The following is a 21,895-nucleotide window of genomic DNA, read 5'->3' on the forward strand; positions in this document are numbered from 1 at the left end:
ATGTTAGATGAAGTAAAAAAATTAGAATCTTTCAATAAATGGAGAAAGGAAAGCATTGATTTATTAACTAATCAAAAAATTGGAAAAGATGAATTTTTAGAATTAAATTATAGATATTTGGTAAAGCTCGATTTAAAACCATTTTCAAATATTTCTTCTGTTTTAGAAGCTGTATATAATTATCAGTATTACAATATAATGGCAAAAAGATCTAATCAAATGGCTCTTACTTTTATTTCTAGAAAAAAGAAAAAATATCAACAAGAAATAAACAATAGGGAAAATTATTATTATTTAAAAGATTTAGCAACAGAAAAATTGCTTGAATTGATAGATTATAAGGATATAGAAGCTTATTTCATAAAATTAAAATCAAAAAGATTAACAGGTGAAATATTTGAGATATATCTAAAAGATTTTGATAAGTTGATACTGCATTCAAAAAATAAAAATCTTCTTCAAAAATTAAAAGAGAGAGAATGTTTTTTGGATGAAGCAAAAATATCTATGATTGATTCCTATGTTAATAAATCATATTAATATGATAGAAGTTAAAATTAATGAAAATGATGCAAATCAAAGATTTGACAGATTTTTAAGAAAATATTTACAAAATGCTCCCTTATCACTTATTCAAAAAAATATTAGAAAGAAAAATTTTAAAATAAATGATAAAAGAGCAAAAAAAGATGATTTCGTCAAAAATGGCGATATTATTACAATGTACATTAAAGATGAAGATTATAAAAAATGGGTTAGAAAAAAAGAATTCAAAGCTAGTGATTTTGACCTTGATATAATATATGAAGATGAAAATATTATTATAATTGACAAAAAATCTGGAGTATTATCTCATGCTGCCAATAAAAATGATTATGGAAATAATATAGTAGATCAGATGACTTCATATTTATATAAAACAAACAAGGTAAACAGTAGAGATTTAACTTTTAAACCAAGTATAGTAAATAGACTTGATAGAAATACTGCAGGACTTATTATTGGAGCAAAAAATGCAAAAGCACTTAGAAGTCTTAACAAAGCAATTCGTCAAGGAAAGATAAATAAATATTACCTTACTATAGTTGAAGGAGAAATTCATAAAGATTTTGAAATTGATACTAGAATTTCAAAAAATGAAAATAAAAACATGGTAAAAGAAAAAGAAGATGGAAAAAGGATTATTACAAAATTTCATCCTCTAGAAACAAAAAATAATTTTACGCTACTAGAGTGTAAGCTTATTACTGGAAAAACCCATCAAATTAGATATTCATTAAATAAAAATTCTACACCAATTATTGGCGATAGAAAATATAGTAAATCAAATATAGATTATAAAAAAATAAATCTTAATAATCAAGCTCTATTAGCCTACAAATTAGAATTTGATTTTATTGATAATTTATCATATCTAGATAAAAAAATATTTATTTCAAGACAAGTAGGAAAAATTAATGACCTAAAAGAGGAAGTCTTCTATGGAAATCTTATTAAATGATGAGTTTTTAAAAACAAATAAAAAATTTTTATATGAAATTATAAAAGAAAAATACCCAAATAATTTTAAAGATTATGTTTTAGCAAATGTGAATGGAAAAATTGTAGATCTTAATTATAAAATTTTTCAAGATGAAAAAATAGATTTAATAAAAAAATATACTCACATAGCAAATTTATCCTATGAATCTACCATAGCTTTGATTTGTATGCTTGCAATAGAAAAAATTTATAAAAACAAAAAAGTTAATATAGAATATTCTGTAAATAATTGCTTATACTTATCAGTTGAAAATTTTAAAATCTTACATAAAGATATAGAAAAAATAAAAAAAGAGATGGAAAATCTAATAAAAGAAGATTTTCCAATTGTTAAAAAAACTTACAAAAAAACCGATGCTCTTAAAATCTTTAAAGAAAATGATGACTTAGATAAGTACAATTTATTAAATAGTTTAGATTTAAATGAAATAAATATATACGACGTAAAAGATAAATTTTATTTTTTTACTAATTATTTATGCCCAAAATCATCTTGGATAGAAGATTTTGATATAATTTATTATCATCCAGGAATTTTAATAAATTATAAAAAATCTGAAAATTCAAAGTTATTAGATTTTAAAGAGCAAATTAATATACCAAAAATATATGAAAGATCAAAAAGATGGACAAATTTACTGGGGATTAATTTTGCAAGCGACTTAAATGAATTAGTAATAAATGATAAAATTGAAAGCTTGGTTAATGTTAATGAAACATATTATAATAATCAGTTAAATAAATGTGCCAAAGATATTATTGCAAATAATATGAATATAGTTATGCTTGCAGGGCCTTCCTCATCAGGAAAGACAACTACTGCAAAAAAATTAGCAATTCAGCTTGCGGTATTGGGAAAAGATGCATATGTAATTTCAACTGATGATTATTTTGTAGATAGAAATAAAACGCCCTTAGATGAAAATGGAAATAAGGATTTTGAAAGTATTGATGCAATAGATCTACATAGTTTAAATGAAGATTTATTAGATCTTTTAGAGGGCAAAGAAGTTATTTTACCTTCATTTAATTTTATAAAAGGAATTAGAACCTTATCAAATAAAAAAATAAAAATGAAAGATAATACGATTTTGATAATAGAAGGAATTCATGCTCTAAATCCAAAACTTACTGACTATATACCAGAAAAAAATAAATACAAAATTTATGTTTCAGTTTTAACAGGTATAAATATAGACTCAACAAATAGAATTTCATCAACTGAAACGAGACTTATAAGAAGAATAGTTAGAGACAACAAGTACAGAGGATATGATACTTTGGAAACTTTAAAATCTTGGGATAAGGTAAAATTAGGAGAGCAAAAATATATTTTCCCTTATCAAAATAGGGCAGATTTTTATGTTGATTCATCACTTATATATGAATATAATGCACTAAAAAAATACGCCATAGAATGTTTCAAACAAGTTTCAAAGAATTCTAAATATTATTATATGGTTGATAGGCTTGAAAATATTTTGTCATATTTTGTAGAAATTGAAAATACAAAAATAATTGACGATCACTCAATACTTAGAGAATTTATAGGAGAAGATAATGACTAAAACAATAGGACTTGATATAGGTGGAACAAAAATCCAAGGTGCTGTAATTGATGAAAATGGAGAAATTTTAAAAACTTATAGACTTGAAACTTGTGCTAGAGAAGGAAAAGATAAAGTTTTAGAAAATATTTCAAAAATTATAGAGTTTTTAAAAACTGATGAAATTGAAGCTATTGGTGTTGGAACACCTGGTTTTATAGATTCAGAAAATGGAATAGTTACTTTTGCAGGAAACATAGATGGTTGGACAGGTCTTAATTTAAAAAAAGAACTTGAAAAAATATCAGGACTTCCTGTATTTGTAGAAAATGATGCAAATATAGCTTTGGTTTGTGAAAAATGGCTAGGAGCTGGTAAAGGTTATAATGATATAGTTATGATTACAATTGGAACAGGACTTGGCGGAGCTGTTTATAATGAAAAAATGGGATTATTATCTGGAAGTAATTTTCAAGGAGCAGAGCTTGGACATATAATTTTACATCCTGATGGAGAATATTGTACATGTGGACAAAGTGGTTGTGCAGAAAGTTATTGTTCTGGAACCGCTATTGTAAGACATTATGAAGAATTAACAAGAAATGAATTAAATGGGGAAGAAATATTTAAACTTGCTAATGATGATGATGATGAAAATGCAAAAAAAGTCATTGAAAGATTTACAAGCGATTTGGCTTGGTTTTTAACAAGCTTGAGAAATATTTTTGATCCTCAATTAATAATTGTTGGTGGTGGAGTAATAAATTCTAAAGATTTTTGGTGGAATGAAGTTTTGGAAAATTTCAAAAAATATTGCCATTTATCTGATAAAATTGAAATCAAATCAGCTAAATTTTTAAATGAAGCTGGTGTTATTGGTGCAGGAAGAATTGCAATGGAAAGGTTAAAAAATGAGTGATAAAATTTTAATTTGCGATGATGAAGAACATATCAGACAATTTATGAAAATAAATCTTGAGTATGCAGGATTTAATATTATTGAGGCTGGTAGTGGAGAAGAAGCATTGAGATTAGCAGATGAAGAAGAACCTTTGGTTTGTATTTTAGATATAATGCTACCAGGAATTAGTGGCTATGAAGTGTGCGATAGCATAAGAAAAAAATATCCAAAAGTTGGCATAATTATGGTATCTGCAAAAAGTCAGGATATTGATAAAATTTTAGGTCTTGAAAGAGGCTGTGATGATTACATTATAAAACCATTCAATCCTCAAGAGCTAATTTTAAGAGTCAAATCTTTGATGAGAAGAGTTAAATTTATTGATGTAGAAAAAGAAGAAAAAAACGAAAATGTTCTTGAAGATGGTGTATTCAAATTAGATTTGTATGCTAGAAATTTTTATAAAAATAATATAGAAATTGATGTTACACCAACTGAGTTTACAATATTAAAAAACTTTATTTTAAATAAAGGTAAGGCAATGAGTAGAATGGAAATAATGAAAGATACTTGGGGCGATAATTATAGCACAGATACAAAAATCGTAGATGTAAATATAAGAAGAATTAGAGCAAAAATTGAAGAAAATCCAGCAAGACCCGAGTATATAGAAACAGTTTGGGGAACAGGTTATAGATGGAGATAGAAAAAAAGAAAAAATCATTATTTAAAATAAATTTTAATAGCATAATTTTTAGTATTATGAAAATAATAATGATTTTTGTAACTTTAGTTGTTGTAGGATTTGAAATTTTTTCATATAGGTCAATTACTAATTATTATGAATCTGCACTTGTTGGAGCTATGCTTAATCAAGCAAAATACAATCAGGTTTTATATTCAAATTATTTGTCAAGATACGATCTTTCTGAGATTGTAATTGGAGATAAAAATTCTTTTTATAGAAATAATGTTAGCCAAGTTCAAATCTTAGATAATTCTTCCAATGTTTTATTTGATTCACTTGGCTCTTCAAAAATTGGTACAAAAATAAAATCTACTGATGTTATCAATGCAAATAAAGGGGAATATTCTTACCAAAAAATAATAAATAAAAAAACAGGAGAAGAAGTTATAGCTCTTTCATATCCATTAAGCGATAACCAAAAACAAATTGGTATTATAAGGCTAATTTCTTCTACTGCAAAGGTAAAAGAAAATGTAAATAATCAAATGATTATATTTTTATTTTTTGGCTTTACAATTTTTCTTTTTGCGCTGGTGGTTTCTTTTTATGCATCAAAAAGATGGATTGTACCAATTAAAAATTTGACAAAGGTTGGAGAAAAATTAGCTCAGGGAGATTTTAAAGTAAAAGCAAGTGAAGATGGAAAAAATGAAATTTCCGAACTAGGGCAAACTCTTAATTATATGAGTGAAAATATAGTTAAAAGAGAAGATATGAAAAATGAATTTATATCTTCTGTTTCACATGAGCTTAGAACTCCACTTACTTCTATTAAAGGTTGGGCAATAACTTTACAAGCAAAAGAAATTCAAAAAAATGAAGATATGCTAAATCAAGGATTAACTATAATTGAAAATGAGGGAGAAAGATTGTCGCTTATGGTAGAAGATCTTCTTAACTTTTCAAGATTATCTTCTACATCTTTTCAATATGAAAAAGAAGATCTTAATATTGTTGAGATTGCAAAAGAAGTTTATCAACAACTTTATCCTAGAAGTTTAAATGAAAAAATAAATTTTGATTTTAAAACTGCTTACGAAGAAATTATTGTTAATTGTGATAAAAATAGAATGAAAGAAGTCTTTATAAATATTATTGACAATGCCATGAAATTTACTCCAAAAGATGGGCATATTGATATTTTTATAAGCAAAGAAGACGAAAATGTAAATATTGAAGTTAAAGATGATGGAGAAGGAATTAAAGAAGATGAAATTTCTTTTGTTTCTAGTAAATTTTTCAAAGGTTCTTCATCAAAAAGCCAAACTGGATTGGGCTTATCTATTTGTGAAGAGATAGTAAAAGCACATGATGGAAAACTTGTAATAAAAAGTAAATATACAGTTGGGACTTCTGTCATTGTAGTTTTACCGAGGGCTAAAGTATGAAAAAATTTAAAAAATTAATACTATTAATATTTCTTTTTGTTTTAACTGCTTGTAGTTTTGGAAGACCTGAAGATGTAACAGAATTAATTGAAGCTCCAAAAGTAGAAGATCCAATTTTAAAAGGAACATGGCAAGTAAGCGAAATAAAAAAGTCATCAGGCACAACTGATTTATCAAATGTAAAAATAAATGACAAATTATATATTGATAAAAATTTAGTAGCTTTAAATGATGATTATGCTTATCCACCAAAATTTTCTACAAAATATGTAAATTTAAAATCATATTTAGAAAGTAGGTCTTTAGATTTAGATTTATCATCAAAATCATATGTAAAAATTTTATCAGCAAATCAAGGACAATTGTATTCTAGAGATTTTGTTGTTTTAGACAAAGATACAATCTTTTATATTCAAGAAGATTGCGCAGTTATTTTAAAGAAAATCGATAAATCTGTAAAAAGAAATGTTATAAAAAAATATGCAAAGAGAGCGTCAAAAGAAAGAACTACTACAAAAACTGGAGAAAAAGTAGAAGAAGATACAAGTGTATTAATAGGAGTAAGGGAAAGAGTAGATAATAATACATCAAGTCCAAATTATTATTACTATACTTATTGTATAAGACTTGAGCCAAATAAAATGGCGAGAATTGAAAAAGCTGAGCATATATTTTTCCCTTTAAAAGAAGAATTTTGGCGTTTAAAATGTGAAATAAATACTAAAAATAAAAAATACGATAATATTTTAGCTTATCCAATAAAATTAGAAAACAAGATGAATGATAAAAAAAATAAGGATAAGTATAAGTTTGAAAACAGTGATATTGATTTAAAAATCAATTATGTAGATGAAGATTATATTTCTTTTGACTACACCTTAGTTTCTGATAAACTTCCAATAAATAAATACGCTATGTTAAAAACTGACCAGTTATCAAATGATTCTTTTCTTACAATTAAGGAATTTACAGGAGAAAGTAAGAGCAAGGATATATTTAAAAATGTTGTTTATGATCAAATTAGTCAAAATGTAGGCTCTCTTGATGATAATAAAATATCTTACGATTTTACAAATTTTGGTTTTATAAGAAATTTTGGTTTGTGGCAATTGGAATCTTCTTATCAAATGAAAAAGGATGAAAATTTAGAACAAAAGTCATTTCCTATAGATATGGCAATAACAGAAGAGCTTTTAGAACAAAATAAAAAGGACATAACAGTTGATATGATAAAAAATATTAACAGTCATGCCAAAGATTATTTTGAGCTAGTTAATGGACAATATGTTGCTGTACAAACTCCAGATGAAATTTTATTTTATAATGTAAGAAATGGACTAATAGATCCAAATCCTAAATTTTCAATTCAACTATCAAATTCAACAGATATTATTATGTTTGAACAAGGTTTGGGTTCGTATGCTGAAAAATGGGAGAAATTATTCAGCGATAATAATATAATCATACATTAATAAAACAAATAATTGACTTGGCTTTTAAATATTTGATAAGATTTATTAAGAGGTGAATATGAAGATAGTATTAGCAACATCTAACAAAGATAAGATTAGAGAAATTAAAGAAATTTTAGGGGAAAATATAAAAATATATACGACTAAAGATTATAATATAGATAATTTTGAAGTTGAGGAAGATGGAGAAACATTAAAAGAAAATGCTTATAAAAAAGCAAAAACTCTGTATGAAATTTTAAAAATACCAACACTTGCTGATGATACAGGTTTATTTGTAAAATCACTAGATTTAAGACCAGGTGTTTATTCTCATAGATATGCTGGAGATAATCCAACATATAAAGACAATAGAGATAAACTATTAGAAGAATTAAAAAATTGTGAAAATAGAGATGCTTATTTTAAAACTACAGTTTGCTTTATAGATGATAAAGGAAAAGATTATTATTTTGATGGCCAAATAAATGGAGAAATAAGCAAAAAAGAATATGGCGATAAGGACTTTGGCTATGATCAAATTTTTAAAGTTAAAGAATTGGATAAAACATTTGGTCAAATGACTGATGAAGAAAAGAATTTATATAGTCATAGGTCCTTGGCTTTAGGAAAATTTAAAAAATTTTTGTTGAAAGAAGAATTTAATGAGGATATTAGTAACAAGTGATACTCATGGAGATTATCATTCTATAGTGAATTTTATTAAAAAAAATCATGTAGATTTTATGATACACGCTGGAGATTATACCAGTGATGCTTATAATATTTCAAAAATCACTGGTATAAATTATATAACAGTTAAGGGGAATAATGATTATGGAGATTATAAAAATTCATTTGAACAAATAATACCTCTAGGAGATAATAATATCTTGTTAGTTCATGGTCACAAAGAAGGAGTCTATTTTTCTAAAAAAAAGCTTCTTCAAAAAGCCCTAGATTATGATTGTAATATTGTAATTTTTGGTCACACTCACGCTTATTTTTTTGAATATTTAAAAGATTTTAACTTATATTTACTAAATCCAGGTTCTCCGACTCTTCCAAGAGATAATAAGGCTGGATTTGTAATTTTAGAATATGATAAAAAAATAAAATTTAATAGAATAGATTTAAAAAAGGAATAAATATGGCAGGTTTAATAACTTTAGTAGCAAATAATATATCAAAGCTTATTGTTTTGCCAATCTTAGCATTAGTGATAATAGGGTTGACATATTTTATAAGCAAAAATAATGACGATAAAATTGTAAAATTTTACCCATCTTTTATAATAGGAATTGTTGGATTGGCTATTGGAATTATAGCTTTTGTAAATTTAACAACAGCAATAGGACTTAATTTGGCGTGGATAGGAGTGATTTTACTATCAAATGCCTTTATAGGAATTTTTGCTGCAATTATAATCGATTTGGTTAATGGTGTAAAAGAAGATAGCAATCAGCAAAAAAAGGTGAAAAAAAATGCAAAAAAATAAGGCAGCATTTTTTGATATAGATGGAACCTTATTTAGAAATTCATTATTAATAGAACATTATTTTTTGATGACAAAAGACGGAATTTTAGATAAGGAAAATTGGGAAGAAAATGTGAAACCCTTATATCAAAAATATCAAGATAGAAAAGGTCCTTATGAAGATTACCTTGATAAAGCATCATTGCTTTATCAAAAAAATTTAAAAGGAATAGATAAAAAAACTATAAATATATATGCAAAAAAAGTTATCGAAAATAATCAAAGTAAAATTTATAGAGTGACAAAAAATGCCTTAGAATATCACAAAAAAATGGGATATAAAATATTTGTTATCTCAGGCTCTCCAGATTTTTTGGTTAGAGATTTTGCAAAAATTTATGGAGCTGACCATACTATCGCAACAAAATATATTTTTGATGATAAAGATAAATTTACAGGCAAAATATTGCCAATGTGGGATAGCAAAAATAAGAAAAAATCAATTGATTTTTTGACAGAAAAATATAATATAGACTTAGAAAATTCACATGCTTATGGAGATACTAATGGGGATTTTTCTATGTTTGAAAAAGTTGGAAATGCTCATGCTATAAATCCAAGCTATGAACTTATAGAAAGATTATATAATAATAAAAAATTAAGAGAAAAAACGAAAATTCATGTTGAAAGAAAAGATGTAAACTATACTTTTTTGTTAAGTGATTTGAATGTAGATTTTCATCAATTTTAATAAATTTTTCAATGAATAAAATTAAATTGAATTTTTTTAAATAGCTAATTTACAATTAATTTATACAATATTTAGGAAATATTGCATAAATTATTCATTTGTTTTAGCTATTTTTATTTTTCTGTAAATAAACTTAAATAAATTTATTTGATTTTATGTTAAAATTTATTTACAGACTAAGAAGAGGGATAAGAAATATGACATCAAGTGCGGAAAAAAAACCAATAATTGAAAAACTTGAATATGATTATTTAATCAATGAAGATATATCTTCATTAAATACATTGATGTCATTATATGATAATAAAAATTTTAGAAATTATAAAAAAAATAAATTTTTCATAAAACCATACATATTAAAAAATTTGAAAAAGAATTTTTGGTATCTGTCTGATATAGATCAAATCATTATTAGCTTAGATAAAACAATAGGAAATGATTTGGACAGGTTTGAATTTTTATTGACTTTAAAAAGTGAATATGAAGCTTTTAAAGATAAAAAATTAATTGATGATTTAGAGTATCTTGCTATTAACTATTATGGGGATGTTTTTTTATTTGAAGAAAATGAAATTTTTACAGAAGATAATCCTTATGTTAATCAAGAGAAAAATAATTATATAAAAAAGATTTATGACAATAAAGATTTGGTTTCAAATATAAGAAAAAGTGTAAAAATATATTCTGATACATATTTAAAGTTAAAAGTTTTAAATCTTGATGTGAACACTAATAAGCAATTAGCTTTTGATATTGATATGATTTATACCGAAGATATTACATTAAAGCAGGCTCAAGAAATTAATGATAAATTAGTAAGCCTACTTTACAATATAGCTATTGATGTCTATGCTAATTATTATTGGAAGGGACTTTGTATAGAAGTTATTAATAGGTATCATTAAAACAAAAGGGCAATTAGCCCTTTTTTAATTGTAAGTTTAAGAAAGGTTAGTATGATTATTTTAGGGATTGATCCGGGAATTGCTATTATGGGTTATGGAGTTTTAGAAGTTAATGGAAATAGGTATAAGGTTTTGGAAAATGGTGTTGTTACAACTTCTTCAAAAACTAAAACTCCTGAAAGGCTCAAAATTTTATATAATAATTTAAATGATATAATTAAACAGTATAAGCCAGATGAATTTGCCATAGAAGAATTATTTTTTAATCAAAATGTTAAAACGGCTATTACTGTAGGACATGCAAGAGGAGTGCAAGTTTTGTGTGCGCAAGTAAATAATCTTCCGATTTACGAATATACTCCTTTACAAATAAAACAAGCTATTACTGGATTTGGTAGGGCGAATAAAAAACAAATGCAAGAAACTGTTACAACTTTACTAAATTTAAGTGAAATTCCAAAACCAGATGATGCTGCTGATGCTTTGGCAGTATCTTTAACTCACGCTTTTAGTCAAAGATTTAAAGAACAATTTAGGATGAATTAATGATTAGTTATATAATTGGAGAAATAAAATATATAGGAGAAGATAATTTTGTAATTGAAAATAACAATATAGGTTACTTTATTAATTCTTCTTTTAATACTATAAAAACTCTTGAAATAAATAATGAATTTAAAATTTTTACAAAAATGAATGTAAGAGAAGATGATATATCTTTATTTGGTTTTTCATCAAAAGATGAATTAGAAGTTTTTGAGCTTTTGACAAGTGTATCTACAATAGGACCTAAAAATGCTATAGCAATTTTGTCAACTTTAAATGTAGATAAGATTAAACTTGCTATAGTAAATAATGATATTGATACTTTAACCAAGGCTAAGGGGATTGGTAAAAAAACTGCATCAAGAATTATTCTTGAGCTTGTTGATAAGGTTAAGAAAATGGCTATTAATGATGATATTTCAATTTCTAACCCGGATATTGATAATATTACTTCTAATGGAGAAATTGAAGTTGCAAGAGAGGCTTTACTTAATCTTGGCTATCAAAGAAATAGCATAGATAAAGTTCTTACTAGCCTAAAAGATAGTGATCTTAGTCTTGAAGAAATTATTAAAGAATCTTTGAAGCGAATGATTTAGGGTGATAATATGTATGACCAAAATGAAAGAATAGTTGGCTCTAACGAGCAAATAAATGATAAATATAAAGAAATGACTATAAGGCCAAAGTGGCTAAAAGATTATATAGGTCAAGATAAGGCTAAAGAAAAATTGAAAATTTTTATTGAATCATCAAAAAAAAGAGAAGAAGCTCTTGACCATGTTTTATTGCAGGGTCCTCCAGGACTTGGAAAAACCACACTTTCAAATATAATTGCAAATGAATTGGGAGTAAATATTAGAATTACAAGTGGACCTGCTATTGAAAGACCATCTGATCTTGCAAGCATTCTTACAAATCTTGATAAGGGAGATGTTTTATTTATTGATGAAATTCATAGGATAAATAGGTCTGTTGAAGAAATTTTATATCCTGCTATGGAAGATTTTGCTCTTGATATTATTGTAGGAAAAGGACCAAATGCTCAGTCTATTAGAATAGATTTGGAAAAATTTACTTTGGTTGGCGCTACAACAAGAGCTGGAATGCTTTCTGCACCATTAAGGGATAGGTTTGGTGTTTTATTATCCTTAAACCTATATGATACAAAAGATTTAACAAAAATTGTAAAAAGGTCTGCTGATATTTTAGAAATTCCAATAGAGGATAAGGGAGCTTTTGAAATAGCTAGAAGAAGTAGAGGAACACCAAGAATTGCAAATAGACTTTTAAGAAGAGTAAGAGATTATGCAATAGTAAAAAAAGATGAAGTTATAGATTATGAAACATCTTGTGAGGGCTTAGAATTATTAGAAGTTGATCCTATGGGACTTGATAATATGGATAAAAAAATAGTTTTAACTATGTATGAAAATTTTTCAGGAGGTCCTGTTGGAATTGATACAATTGCAGCATCAACAGGAATTGAAAATATTACAATAGAAGATGTTTATGAGCCATATTTGCTTCAAATTGGTTTTTTAACAAGAACTCCAAGAGGAAGAATTTTGACAAGAAAAGCTTATGAACATTACGGATTAAAATATGAGGATAAATAATGAGAACAGAAGATTTTGATTACAATTTACCAGAAGAATTAATTGCCCAACATCCAGCAGATAAGAGAGATTTTTCTAGATTAATGGTTGTTGATAGAAAAACTGGTAAAAGAGAAGATAAACATTTTTATGATATTATTGATTATTTAAATGAAGGCGACCTTCTTGTAATGAATGATACAAGAGTTATTCCTGCAAGACTTTTTGGTCATAGAGAAGGGAAAGAAGAAGAAATCGAAGTATTTTTGCTTGAAAATATTGAAGATGATAAGTGGGAAGTCTTAGTTAGACCTGGTAAGAAGATGAAAATTGGAACGAAATGTATTTTTTCTGATGAGTTAAGCCTTGAAGTTATTGATATTAAAGAAGATGGCAATAGGATTGTCGAATTTTTTTATAATGGAATTTTTCAAGAAATTTTAGATAGACTTGGAAATATGCCTTTGCCACCTTATATAAAAGAAAAACTAAAAGATAAAGAGAGATACCAAACAGTTTATTCCAAAAATCCAGGATCTGTTGCAGCACCAACAGCTGGTCTTCATTTTACAAAAGAATTACTTAAAAAAATAGAAGAAAAAGGTGTTAAATTAGCATATATAACTTTAAATGTAGGGCTTGGAACATTTAGACCTGTAAAAGTTGATGATGTAAAAAATCATAAAATGCATTCTGAATTTTATCAAATAAGCAAAGAAACTGCAGATTTAATAAATGAAACAAAGAAAAATAATAAGAGAATTATTTCAACAGGAACTACAACTACAAGAACCCTTGAGTCAGTTTACAAAAAAAATGGGCAAATAAAAGAAGATTCAGGTTGGACTGATATATTTATATATCCTGGATTTGAATTTAATGTTATAGATTGTCAAATAACAAATTTTCATTTGCCAAAATCTACTCTAATAATGCTTGTGTCAGCTTTAGCTAGCAAAGAAATAATTTTAGATGCTTATAAGGATGCTGTTGATAAAAAATATAGGTTCTTTAGCTTTGGCGATGCAATGTTTTTAAAATAGGAGAGAAAATGCCGATAAAATATGAATTAATAAAAAAAGATAAATATTCCAATGCAAGATGTGGAATAATTCACACAGACCATGGAGATATTCCAACACCAATTTTTATGCCAGTTGGAACAAAGGCAACAGTAAAAACTATGAGTGTTGAAGAATTAAAAGAAATTGATGCAAAAATAATTTTGGGAAATACCTATCATTTGTATTTAAGACCTGGCATGGATATTATGAAAAAAGCTGGTGGTCTTCATAAATTTATGAATTGGAATGGACCAATACTAACAGATAGTGGTGGATTTCAAGTTTTTTCTTTGTCTGATACAAGAGATATTTCTGAAAAAGGTGTAGTTTTTAGATCTCACATTGACGGTTCAAAACATTTATTTACACCAGAAAAGTCAATTGAAATTCAAAATGATATTCATTCAGATATAATGATGAGCTTTGATGAATGTATTCCTTATCCTGCAGATTATAAATATGTAGAAAATTCTGTTGAAAGAACAATTAGATGGGCTAAAAGAGGTCTTGATTATCATAAAGCAAATTCTCACAAAGATCAATCCTTATTTGGAATTATTCAAGGTGGAATGTTTGAAGATTTAAGAAAAAGATCAGTTGAAGAAACTTGTGCAATGGATTTTGATGGATATTCATTGGGAGGCTTGTCTGTTGGAGAGCCAAAAGAAGAAATGATAAGACTTTTAAAATATACAACTCCACTTTTACCAGAAGATAAACCAAGATATAATATGGGAGTTGGAAGTCCTGATTATTTATTTGAATCTTTTGAAGCAGGAATTGATATGGCTGATTGTGTTTTGCCTACAAGAATTGCAAGAAATGGAACAGCTATAACTTCAGAAGGCAGACTTGTTGTTAGAAATGCAAAATACAAGGAAGATTTCACGCCTCTAGATCATGATTGTGATTGTTATACTTGTAGAAATTATTCACGAGCTTACCTAAGACACCTTGTAAATGTAAATGAAATTTTGGGAGCAAGGCTTTTAACTTATCATAATTTATATTTTTTACTTAAATTATGTGAAAATATAAGAAAAGCTATAATGGAAGATAGATTTTTGGAATTTAAAAAAGAATTTTATAAAAAGTATGGATATGAATCTTAAATTAGAATATATTATTTTAATAATTTTAGCTTTGATGTTTTATTTTTATTCCTTAAAGGACGATATAAATAGGAAAAAGAATAAAAAATTTATAAAAGAAAATCTTAAAATCGGTTCAAAAATTATAACTGAAAGTAAAATTATTGGAGAAGTAGTAGAATTTAATAAGACAGATTGCCTAATTGTTAGCGGAAAAGATGATAAATTTTCATATATTTTAGTAAATATTGAAAGTATCGAAAATATTATAGAAATTTAAAATAAAAAAGCCTAGCTTAGACCTTAATTAATTTAGTCTAAGCTAGGCTTTTTTATTGGGGATTATATAAATATTTTATTTTATATCTATACATGATTTATATTCTTCTGGACTTTTTCTGATTTTTTCTGGATTTTTAAAGAAATCTTTACTTAGTTTCACTACAACAGGACTAAGAGTGACAACTGCAAAAAGATTTGGCAAAGCCATAAAACCATTTAAAATATTTGCTACAATCCAAGCTACTCCAAGATCAATATTTGCTCCAACAAAAACGAAAATAACATACAAAATTCTATAAGGAATTATAATTTTATCTCCAAATAAATAAGTAAGAGCTGTTTCTCCATAATATGCCCATCCAAGAATTGTTGATAAGGCAAAAAGACTTAAGCCAACGCAAACTATAATATTTCCAAAACTTGATCCTGTTGCAAAAGCTCTTGCAACAAGGCTTGCTGCATTGTTTGTATCAGTAATATCTACATTTGTAGAAAGAATTACTAAAGCTGTCATGGTACAGATTATAATTGTATCTACAAAAACTTCGCTAATTCCCCAAAGTCCTTGACGTACAGGATGATCAGTTGTTGCACACGCATGAGCCATAGGAGATGAACCTAACCCTGCTTCGTTTGTGAAAACTCCTCTAGCAACACCAGCAGATATAACTGCTTTAATAGAAAGACCAGCAAAAGAACCGCCAAGACTTTTTGGACTAAAAGCTCCTAGAAAAATTGATTTAAAAGCTGGCAAAATATTTGCTTTGTTTAAAAATAAAATCCATAAACAACCAAGAATGTAAAGAAGGGACATTAATGGAACTAACTTTTCAGTAACTTTTGTAATTGAATTTATTCCTCCAACTATTACAATACCTGCTATAATCGATAAAATTATTCCACTAATTATTGTATTTACTCCAAAAGTATCTTTAAGAACACCTGAAATTGCATTTGATTGGGTAGAATCTCCAATTCCAAAAACGGCAATTCCTGCAAAAATCGCAAAAGTTTTTGCAAGTTTTTTATTATTTAGACCCTTTTCTATATAATACATTGGTCCGCCTACATATTGTCCATTTTTCTTTTCCCTGTAAGCTACTGCCAAAGTTACTTCAGAAAATTTTGTAGCCATTCCTAATAAGGCTGCAATCCACATCCAAAATATTGCACCAGGCCCTCCAAGAATAATTGCAAGAGAAACACCAACAATATTTCCAGTACCAACTGTAGCTGCAAGAGCCGTTGCTAAAGCACCAAAAGGACTTATATCTCCCTTGGCATGACGGCTATGTTTTTCAAAAATTTTTCCCAAAGTATTTTTTAAAGCGTATCCTAATTTTCTAAATTGAATTGCTTGAGTTTTTATGCTTATGTATATTCCTGTTCCAGCAATTGCCAAAATCAAAGGCAAACCCCATAGCAAATCATTAAAACTTTTTAATATATCTACCATATAATTCTCCATTAAATTTTATTTTATTATTTTATCATCATTTAAAATAAATGCAAAATAATTTATAATTTATCAAAATTTTTAACTTTGTATTTTATAATTAACATTGCCTTTATCCATATCTTTATATTGATTCTAAAAATGGTATAATTTATTCATAAGAGAGGAAATTATGACCAAGTGGTATATATATAATAAAAAAAATAATTATTTATCAAATTTAAAAAATAAAAATATTACCAAATTAGAAGCATTAATACTTGCAAATAGGGATATAGTTGATCCGAAAGTTGTTGATAGTTTTATTAATCCTACTTTAGAAAAGCTTCATGATCCTTTTTTATTAAAAGATATGGAAAAAGCTATTGATTTAATTATTGAAACTATGGAAAACGGAGAATCAATTAGGATTTTTGGAGATTATGATCAAGATGGTATAAGCTCAACTATGACACTTTTGGATGGCTTATTATATTTTTATGATGATATAAGCTATGATATTCCAGATAGGATTATTGATGGCTATGGGATTAGCGATAGGATGATTGATAGGGCGATTGAAGCAAATATAAGCCTTGTGATTACTTGTGATAATGGAATTAGTGCTATTGATCAGGTTAAAAGATTAAAAGAAAATGGGATTAAAGTTATAGTGACTGACCACCACCAAGTTTCAAAAAAAGAAGATGGGGAATGGGTTGAGCAAATTTTGCCTAAAGCTGATTGTGTTATAAATCCAAAAAGACTTGACAATACTTATCCATTTGATGATTTGTGCGGAGCAGGAGTTGCTTTTAAATTAATACAAGCTTTGTACCAAAGACTTGATGGAGATATGGAATATTTATATGGTTTATTGGAATATGTAGCTATGGGAACGGTCTGTGATGTTGTTTCACTTACTGATGAAAATAGAATTTTTGTAAGAGAAGGTCTAAAAAGAATTAATAATACTGAAAAACTAGCTATAAAAGCCTTGGTTGAAGAAAATTCTTGGAATAGAGAAGTTAGTGCTTATACGCTAGGATTTATAATTGGACCATGTATGAATGCTACTGGCAGACTTTCTACTGCAAAACTTGCTATTGATATGCTAATGGAAGATGATATAGAAAAAATTCGTACTTATGCAAAAAAACTTGTTAGCTTAAATACTGAAAGAAAAGAATTAACCAATATAGGTCTTGAAAAAACTTTAGAAATTATAAAAGATAAAAAATATTATAATGATGATATTATTATTGTAGATGTTGAAAATATTGAAGAAAGTATTTGTGGTATTATAGCAGGAAGAATAAAAGAAAAGTTTAATAAACCTACTATAATTATGACTGAGTCAAGTCAAAATGGGATTTTAAAAGGCTCTGGAAGAAGCATAGAAGCTTATAATATTTACAAGGAAGTTTTTGAAATAAAAGATGTACTTGAATCATTTGGTGGACATCCTATGGCTTGCGGACTTTCTATAAGAAGTGATAAGGTTGAGGAATTTAGGCAAAAATTAAATGATAAATCAAAATTAAAAAAAGATGATTTTGTAAATATTATAAATATTGATGCTCAAATACCTATAGACAAACTTTCACTGGAATTTGCCGAAAGTTTACAAAGACTAGAACCTTTTGGAAAAGATAATCCAAAAGCAAAATTTGCCGACAAAAACCTATTTATAAAAAATATAAATATGATTGGAAAAAACAATAATACCATGAAAATGATCTTAAATAAAAATGGTCGTGATATAGAAGCTATAAAGTTTAACGCACAAAAAGATTATAAATATTTAAGTGATAAATTTAAGGCAAATATAATAGGAAATAAAATTGACGCTGTATTTTATCCAGATATAAATGAATTTAATGGTAGAAGAAATTTACAAGTGAAATTAATAGATATAAGGTAGGTGATATTATGGCAAAAGATTTTCAAAAAGAATTTTTAAATTTCAAAAAAATTATTTTAAAAAATAATGAACAAGCAGATATTAATTTAATAAAAAAGGCTTATGATTTTGCTGAATATCATCACAGAGGTCAAAAAAGAAATTCTGGAGAAGATTATTTTATTCACCCAATAGCTGTTGCAACAACTATATCTAATATGCAGTTAGATGACCAAACAATTTGCGCTGGATTGATGCACGATGTTTTGGAAGATACGCCTGTAACAGAAGAACAAATGAAAGAAATTTTTGGGGAAGAAATAACTTTTTTAGTAGATGGAGTTACAAAGCTTAAAAAATTAAATTACAAAACAAAAGAAGAAAAACAAGCCGAAAACATTAGAAAAATGGTTTTGGCTATGAGCAATGACATTAGGGTTATTTTGATAAAGCTTGCTGACCGTTTGCATAATATGAGAACTTTGGAATATAAGACTGAAAAAAAACAAAAGCAAACAGCTAGTGAAACTTTAGAAATTTATGTTCCATTAGCACATAGGCTTGGAATATATACTATGAAATGGGAGCTTGAGGATTTATGTTTTAGGTATCAAAAACCTGAAGAATATTATGAGCTTGCTCAAATGGTTCACAATAAAAGAAGAGAAAGAGAAGCCTACATAAATCAAATAATTGAAACTTTGGATAAGGCTCTTTCATCCTCAAATATAAATTATGAAATTTCTGGAAGACCAAAAGGTTTATTTTCAATTTATAAAAAAATGAGTAGAAATAAAATTGAATTTAACGAAATTTATGATTTAACTGCCGTTAGGGTTTTGGTTGATACAGTTGCAGATTGCTATGAAGTTTTAGGAAAAGTTCATTCAATCTGGAGACCTATTCCAAATAGGATTAAAGATTATATTGGTCAGCCAAAACCAAATGGTTATAGGTCTTTGCATACAACAGTATTTGGAGAAGATTCTAAGCCATTTGAAGTTCAAATAAGAACAAGGCAAATGCATTATGAATGTGAATATGGAATTGCAGCTCACTGGAAATACAAAGAAAATAAAAGTAAATCAACAGAATTTGACGAAAAACTTACATTTATTAGACAAATTATGGAATGGCAAAAAGAAGGTGGCAAGGATGTAGATAGTAAGGAATTTTTGGACACCTTAAAAGGAGATTTTTTCTCAAAAGAAATATATATTTATTCTCCAAAAGGAGAAATTTATTCTTTGCCAGTAAATTCTTGTGCAATTGATTTTGCTTATAGAGTGCATACAGAAGTTGGAAATAAATGCGTTGGAGCCAAAGTAAATGGAAAAATCGTTCCATTTTCCCACAAGCTAAATACAGGAGATGTAGTTGAAATTCTTACAAGTAAGAATTCTCAAGGACCATCAAGAGATTGGCTAAATATGGTTCAATCAAACCAAGCCAAAAGCAAAATCAAACAATTTTTCAAAAGATATAGAAAAGAAGAAAATATTGAAATAGGAAAAGATTCCTTATACAGGGAGCTTAGAAAATCAAATGAGATTTACAAAAAAGATATAAAAGATGATTGGCTAATAGAAATTGCAAACGACTTAGGTTATCCAACAAAAGATGAAATGTTTGCATCGATTGGATTTGGCAAAACAAATACAGACCAAATAATTCAAAAATTGATAAAAAAACACAAAGATGAATTGCCTAAAAAAATTGAAGATTTAGATATAAATAAGGAAAAACCAAAAAAATCTTTTTCTAATGAAGTAAGGGTAAGCGATCTTGATGACCAAGTGGATGTAAAATTTGCAAAATGTTGTAATCCAGTACCAGGAGATCAAATTGTTGGATATATTACAAAAGGAAATGGCATAAGCGTTCATGTAAGGACTTGCCCAAATATAACAAGCTTAAAATCTCCAGAAAGATTAATTGATGTATATTGGCAAAATAATTCTGATGATATGTTCCCTGTAAGAATACAAATTACAACAAAAGATAAAACTGGAATTATTTTTGAAATAACTAAATTAATTTCAACAGAAAATGTAAGTATTGAGGCGATGAATGTAAGAAGCAATGAAAATCATGAGGGAATTATTGATCTTACAGTTTCAGTTCCAAATACAGAAAAACTTAATGAATTAATTATGAAATTGAAAACAATAAAAATGATTGAAAGTATATATAGGGTGAAAAGTTAATGAGAGCAATTGTACAAAAAGTAAAAAAAGCAAGTGTAAAAGTTTCTGATGAGTTGATTTCAGAAATAGGAGAAGGATTATTGGTTTTTGTAGCAGTAACAGATTCTGATACAAAAAAAGATATTGATTATATAAAAAAGAAAATTGAAAAATTAAGAATTTTTGAAGATGACCAAGGTAAAATGAATTTGTCTGTAGAAGATGAGGGGGGCGAATTATTAATTGTAAGCCAATTTACCTTATATGGCGATGCAAGAAAAGGAAATAGACCTTCATTTATAAATTCATCAAGTGCAGATAAGGCAGAAGAATATTACGAAATATTGATTAATGAGTTAAAAGATGATGGATTTAGTGTAAAAACTGGAAAATTTCAAACACATATGGAAGTTTCATTAATAAATGATGGACCTGTTACTATACAGCTTGATAGTGAAAGGTTGTATTAATGAATATTAAAAAAATCACTGAAGGGCCAATGATGGCTAATTGTTATGTAGTTTATGACGAAAATAAAAATGGATTTTTGATTGACCCAGTTTATCCAGGTGGAAAAATTGAAAATTATATAGATAAGAATAAAATTAATATAGAGTTTATTTTATTAACTCATACACATTTTGATCATGTGTTAGGGCTTGAATATTTTAAAAATAAATTGAATGTAGATGTTTATGCTAGTGATGATAGTAAAAATATTGCAAATGATCCAGACTATAATTTATCTAGAGGATATTGCAATATAAATGTTGAAATTGATTCATATTTAAAAGATGGAGAAGTTTTTTCTCCATTTAAAATAAAAGCTATCAAAACTGCTGGTCATAGTTTAGATTCAATGTCATATAAAATTGAAGATGATATTTTTTCTGGAGATACTTTATTTAATTTATCAATTGGAAGAAGTGATTTTCCAGGAGGAAATTTTAACACTTTGATTAATTCTATAAAAAATAAAATATTTATATATGATGAAAAAACAAGGATTCATCCAGGACATGGAGAATCAAGTAATATTGGTTTTGAAAAAGAAAATAATCCATTTTTAAATTAGGAGGT

The 21,895-nt window shown here is 26.8% G+C and carries 23 protein-coding genes; 22 read left to right on the plus strand and 1 reads right to left on the minus strand.

Annotation, left to right across the window (positions count from 1 at the left end; all coding sequences use genetic code 11):
• From HMPREF3045_RS00485 to HMPREF3045_RS00570, 18 genes are all read left to right on the plus strand, one after another.
• A complete protein-coding gene (locus HMPREF3045_RS00485) occupies positions 1 to 540 on the plus strand; it encodes a DUF6648 family protein (RefSeq protein WP_019117719.1) in 540 nt (179 codons plus the stop codon).
• The gene (locus HMPREF3045_RS00490) at positions 521 to 1,501 is read left to right on the plus strand and encodes an RluA family pseudouridine synthase (RefSeq protein WP_070736706.1); all 981 of its coding nucleotides are present in this window, start codon (positions 521 to 523) and stop codon (positions 1,499 to 1,501) included. Before HMPREF3045_RS00485 ends, HMPREF3045_RS00490 begins: the two co-directional genes overlap by 20 nt.
• A complete protein-coding gene (locus HMPREF3045_RS00495) occupies positions 1,482 to 3,110 on the plus strand; it encodes a nucleoside kinase (RefSeq protein WP_070736707.1) in 1,629 nt (542 codons plus the stop codon). The genes HMPREF3045_RS00490 and HMPREF3045_RS00495 overlap by 20 nt, the downstream gene beginning before the upstream one ends.
• Positions 3,103 to 4,008, plus strand: coding sequence for an ROK family protein (locus tag HMPREF3045_RS00500; RefSeq protein ID WP_070736708.1), 906 nt, complete (start codon positions 3,103 to 3,105; stop codon positions 4,006 to 4,008). Before HMPREF3045_RS00495 ends, HMPREF3045_RS00500 begins: the two co-directional genes overlap by 8 nt.
• A complete protein-coding gene (locus HMPREF3045_RS00505) occupies positions 4,001 to 4,696 on the plus strand; it encodes a response regulator (RefSeq protein WP_070605428.1) in 696 nt (231 codons plus the stop codon). The genes HMPREF3045_RS00500 and HMPREF3045_RS00505 overlap by 8 nt, the downstream gene beginning before the upstream one ends.
• Complete coding sequence (locus tag HMPREF3045_RS00510; RefSeq protein ID WP_004838755.1) at positions 4,687 to 6,126, plus strand: sensor histidine kinase; 1,440 nt, start codon at positions 4,687 to 4,689, stop codon at positions 6,124 to 6,126. Before HMPREF3045_RS00505 ends, HMPREF3045_RS00510 begins: the two co-directional genes overlap by 10 nt.
• The gene (locus tag HMPREF3045_RS00515) at positions 6,123 to 7,598 is read left to right on the plus strand and encodes a hypothetical protein (protein WP_070736709.1); all 1,476 of its coding nucleotides are present in this window, start codon (positions 6,123 to 6,125) and stop codon (positions 7,596 to 7,598) included. The genes HMPREF3045_RS00510 and HMPREF3045_RS00515 overlap by 4 nt, the downstream gene beginning before the upstream one ends.
• A gap of 58 nt (positions 7,599 to 7,656) precedes the next feature.
• The gene (gene rdgB, locus HMPREF3045_RS00520) at positions 7,657 to 8,265 is read left to right on the plus strand and encodes an RdgB/HAM1 family non-canonical purine NTP pyrophosphatase (RefSeq protein ID WP_070736710.1); all 609 of its coding nucleotides are present in this window, start codon (positions 7,657 to 7,659) and stop codon (positions 8,263 to 8,265) included.
• The gene (locus HMPREF3045_RS00525; protein WP_070736711.1) at positions 8,243 to 8,725 is read left to right on the plus strand and encodes a metallophosphoesterase family protein; all 483 of its coding nucleotides are present in this window, start codon (positions 8,243 to 8,245) and stop codon (positions 8,723 to 8,725) included. The genes rdgB and HMPREF3045_RS00525 overlap by 23 nt, the downstream gene beginning before the upstream one ends.
• A gap of 2 nt (positions 8,726 to 8,727) precedes the next feature.
• Positions 8,728 to 9,075 carry a hypothetical protein gene (locus tag HMPREF3045_RS00530; protein ID WP_004838759.1) on the plus strand — a complete coding sequence of 116 codons (348 nt, stop codon included), beginning with the start codon at positions 8,728 to 8,730 and terminating at the stop codon, positions 9,073 to 9,075.
• Positions 9,062 to 9,805: an HAD family hydrolase gene (locus HMPREF3045_RS00535; protein ID WP_070605442.1), complete on the plus strand. Its 744-nt coding sequence runs from the start codon at positions 9,062 to 9,064 to the stop codon at positions 9,803 to 9,805. The genes HMPREF3045_RS00530 and HMPREF3045_RS00535 overlap by 14 nt, the downstream gene beginning before the upstream one ends.
• A gap of 197 nt (positions 9,806 to 10,002) precedes the next feature.
• Positions 10,003 to 10,710: a hypothetical protein gene (locus tag HMPREF3045_RS00540; protein ID WP_070736712.1), complete on the plus strand. Its 708-nt coding sequence runs from the start codon at positions 10,003 to 10,005 to the stop codon at positions 10,708 to 10,710.
• Positions 10,711 to 10,761: 51 nt separating this feature from the next.
• On the plus strand, positions 10,762 to 11,256 hold the full coding sequence (gene ruvC, locus HMPREF3045_RS00545) for a crossover junction endodeoxyribonuclease RuvC (protein WP_070736713.1): 495 nt from the start codon (positions 10,762 to 10,764) through the stop codon (positions 11,254 to 11,256).
• The gene (gene ruvA, locus HMPREF3045_RS00550) at positions 11,256 to 11,855 is read left to right on the plus strand and encodes a Holliday junction branch migration protein RuvA (protein ID WP_070736714.1); all 600 of its coding nucleotides are present in this window, start codon (positions 11,256 to 11,258) and stop codon (positions 11,853 to 11,855) included. The genes ruvC and ruvA overlap by 1 nt, the downstream gene beginning before the upstream one ends.
• Positions 11,856 to 11,864: 9 nt before the next feature.
• The gene (ruvB, locus tag HMPREF3045_RS00555) at positions 11,865 to 12,875 is read left to right on the plus strand and encodes a Holliday junction branch migration DNA helicase RuvB (protein ID WP_070736715.1); all 1,011 of its coding nucleotides are present in this window, start codon (positions 11,865 to 11,867) and stop codon (positions 12,873 to 12,875) included.
• Positions 12,875 to 13,897 (plus strand): tRNA preQ1(34) S-adenosylmethionine ribosyltransferase-isomerase QueA, encoded by a 1,023-nt coding sequence (gene queA, locus HMPREF3045_RS00560; RefSeq protein ID WP_070605451.1) that lies wholly within the window; start codon positions 12,875 to 12,877, stop codon positions 13,895 to 13,897. Before ruvB ends, queA begins: the two co-directional genes overlap by 1 nt.
• A gap of 8 nt (positions 13,898 to 13,905) precedes the next feature.
• Positions 13,906 to 15,030: a tRNA guanosine(34) transglycosylase Tgt gene (gene tgt / locus HMPREF3045_RS00565; protein ID WP_070736716.1), complete on the plus strand. Its 1,125-nt coding sequence runs from the start codon at positions 13,906 to 13,908 to the stop codon at positions 15,028 to 15,030.
• A complete protein-coding gene (locus HMPREF3045_RS00570; protein WP_234287348.1) occupies positions 15,020 to 15,289 on the plus strand; it encodes a preprotein translocase subunit YajC in 270 nt (89 codons plus the stop codon). The genes tgt and HMPREF3045_RS00570 overlap by 11 nt, the downstream gene beginning before the upstream one ends.
• A 75-nt stretch (positions 15,290 to 15,364) precedes the next feature.
• Here the strand turns inward: HMPREF3045_RS00570 and HMPREF3045_RS00575 are convergent, their stop codons facing one another.
• Positions 15,365 to 16,747 (minus strand): alanine/glycine:cation symporter family protein, encoded by a 1,383-nt coding sequence (locus tag HMPREF3045_RS00575; protein ID WP_083316569.1) that lies wholly within the window; start codon positions 16,745 to 16,747, stop codon positions 15,365 to 15,367.
• A gap of 172 nt (positions 16,748 to 16,919) precedes the next feature.
• Between HMPREF3045_RS00575 and recJ the strand changes: the two genes are divergently transcribed.
• The 4 genes from recJ to HMPREF3045_RS00595 are packed head-to-tail and all read left to right on the plus strand — an operon-like array spanning position 16,920 to position 21,890.
• Positions 16,920 to 18,650: a single-stranded-DNA-specific exonuclease RecJ gene (recJ, locus tag HMPREF3045_RS00580; protein WP_070736718.1), complete on the plus strand. Its 1,731-nt coding sequence runs from the start codon at positions 16,920 to 16,922 to the stop codon at positions 18,648 to 18,650.
• Positions 18,651 to 18,658: 8 nt separating this feature from the next.
• Positions 18,659 to 20,836, plus strand: a complete 2,178-nt coding sequence (locus HMPREF3045_RS00585; RefSeq protein ID WP_019117701.1) for a RelA/SpoT family protein — start codon at positions 18,659 to 18,661, stop codon at positions 20,834 to 20,836.
• Complete coding sequence (dtd, locus tag HMPREF3045_RS00590) at positions 20,836 to 21,285, plus strand: D-aminoacyl-tRNA deacylase (RefSeq protein WP_070736719.1); 450 nt, start codon at positions 20,836 to 20,838, stop codon at positions 21,283 to 21,285. Before HMPREF3045_RS00585 ends, dtd begins: the two co-directional genes overlap by 1 nt.
• Positions 21,285 to 21,890, plus strand: coding sequence for an MBL fold metallo-hydrolase (locus tag HMPREF3045_RS00595; RefSeq protein WP_070736720.1), 606 nt, complete (start codon positions 21,285 to 21,287; stop codon positions 21,888 to 21,890). The genes dtd and HMPREF3045_RS00595 overlap by 1 nt, the downstream gene beginning before the upstream one ends.
• Positions 21,891 to 21,895 lie beyond the last annotated feature (5 nt).

Source organism: Anaerococcus sp. HMSC075B03, assembly GCF_001815585.1.
In the GTDB taxonomy this organism is placed as follows: Bacteria; Bacillota; Clostridia; order Tissierellales; family Peptoniphilaceae; genus Anaerococcus; species Anaerococcus vaginalis.